Below are 2,051 nucleotides of genomic sequence, written 5' to 3' on the forward strand. Positions count from 1 at the left end.
CACCGCCGACGCCGCCCACGCGCGCTGCGCGGAGCTGGACGCGCGGGCCGTCACCGCCCAGGGGGAGCTGGACGCGGCGCGGCGGCTGGAGGAGTCGCTCACCGGCGAGCTCGATCGGGCCCGCGCGGCGCTGCCCGCCGCGGCGGAGGAGGCGGGCCGGCTCGCGGCGGCGGACGCCGACGCCTCGGCGGAGGGCCACGCCAGCTACTACCGGCTCGTGACGGCGGAGTCGGCGCTGTCGGCGATGCGCCGGAAGATGACGCTCGGCCAGCGGCTGCATGTGGCGTCCCCGCCGTCCGGGCTGAGCGGCATGCGGGCCGAGGTCAAGGCGCGCGCCCGCGAGGCGGACGAGGCGGCCAAGAAGGCGAAGGCGGCCAAGGACGCGGCGGAGCAGGCGGAGGAGCGGCGGCGGGGGCTGGCGGCGTTCGTGTCCGAGGGCGGGGCGCGGCTGGCGACGGCGCAGGAGGCGCAGGAGCGTCTCGGGACCGAGCTGACCTGGCTGGCGGCCGAGCGCGAGACCGCGACGGCCGAGTACCGCGAGCAGGCGCGGCTGGCCGCCGAGTCCGTCGACCGGGCGACGCAGGCGAGCCTGGAGGCGCGGGTGGCGCAGCAGGCCGCGCAGGTGGTCCAGGAACGGGCGGAGGCCGCGCGGACGGCCCGCGAGGAGGCCCTCGCCACGGCCGGGCGCGCCCGCGCGGACGCCGACGCCGCGGCGGGCCGGGTCGCGGAGGCGGAGAGCGCCCTCGACCGGCGGGTGGCGGAGGCCGCGCGGGAGCGGACGGCACGGGCGGCGGAGCTGGAGACCGCGGCCGAGGCGGAGGCCCGCTCGCGGGAGAACGTCCGGGAGATCTGCGGGTCCGACCCGGCCGGCGACCCGGAGCTGATCGCCACGCACCAGCGGCGCGCGATGGCCCGGATCGAGCGGCTCACCGGCTATCTGGAGGGCGGCCCCGGGGACGCGGGGGAGGTCCTGCTCCGCACCGCCGACCTGGTCATCGGCACGCCGCTCGGCGCGGGGATGACGGCCGCGGAGGAGGAGTTCGACGCGCTGATCGTCGCCGGGGCGGGGGCGCTGCGGGACGCGGAGTTCCTCATCGGCGCGGTGCGGGCGCGCCGCTGGATCCTCGTGGGCGCCCCCGAGACGAGGCCGCCGTCCTACCGCGAGTACGCCGCCGCGCTCGCCCCGCCGGAGCCCGGCACGGGCGGCGACGAGACGGACTCGGCCCCGCTACCCGACGCGCTCACGGACCGGCTGGAGAGCGGCCCGTTCGCGCGCCGCGCCGCCACGCCGGACGTCACGCCGCGGGACGTCACCGGGCGGTGAACGCCGGATCGCCGCACCGGTGACCGGTGCGGCGATCCGGCGGGTCCGGGCGCTCAGTCGTCGTCGCCGCCGAGGACGAGGTGGAGGATCCAGCCGACGACGGCCACCACGATCGCGCCCTTGAGCGCGGGCATGAATCCCGAGACGTGGAAGGGCAGGTCCATCCGCTCGGCGAGCTCGCTGGTCAGCAGGAGCAGCAGGGCGTTCACCACGAAGCCGATGAGGCCGAGGGTGAGGATGTAGAAGGCGCAGCCGACCGTCTTGACGATCGGCTTGATGATGGCGTTGACCAACCCGAAGATCACCGCGACGGCGACGAGGGTCAGGGCCCGCCGTCCGGCCGTGTCACCGCTGACCGTGATGCCGCCGATCAGCGCCGTGGCGGCCCCGAGGGCGGCCGCGGTGATGCCTACTTTGAGAAGAATCCGCACACCACGATCATCCCCGCCGGGAACGGGCGTGCCATCCCTCCACGCGGCGATTTCGTCCTTCGCCGTACTCATCATCCCGAACGAGGCGGGTCATTCGCTCCGGTCGAAGAAGGGGGAGGCGACGGGGGCACCGGCGGGGGCGGGACGCCGCGGCGCGAACGTCCGGGTGGTGGCCTGCTGGTCCGCGAGCACGGGCGGCGCGGCGCCCGCCGGCCGAAAGCGAAGAGGGAGTGGCCCGGCGGACCACTCCCTCTCGGTGCTAGCGGCGCAGACCGAGTCGCTCGATCAGCTGCCGG

Annotated in this window: 1 protein-coding gene and 1 pseudogene; one reads left to right on the forward strand and one right to left on the reverse strand. The window is 76.8% G+C overall.

Going from position 1 to position 2,051, the window contains the following annotated elements; genetic code table 11:
• Positions 1 to 1,324, forward strand: a pseudogene (locus tag E1291_RS42980) (hypothetical protein); the annotation flags it as partial.
• Between the two features lie 53 nt (positions 1,325 to 1,377).
• Here E1291_RS42980 and E1291_RS41135 read toward each other — a convergent pair.
• Positions 1,378 to 1,755: a phage holin family protein gene (locus tag E1291_RS41135; RefSeq protein WP_242614695.1), complete on the reverse strand. Its 378-nt coding sequence runs from the start codon at positions 1,753 to 1,755 to the stop codon at positions 1,378 to 1,380.
• Positions 1,756 to 2,051: the final 296 nt, after the last annotated feature.

It is taken from the genome of Actinomadura roseirufa (genome assembly GCF_900659635.1).
Taxonomy (GTDB): domain Bacteria; phylum Actinomycetota; class Actinomycetes; order Streptosporangiales; family Streptosporangiaceae; genus Spirillospora; species Spirillospora roseirufa.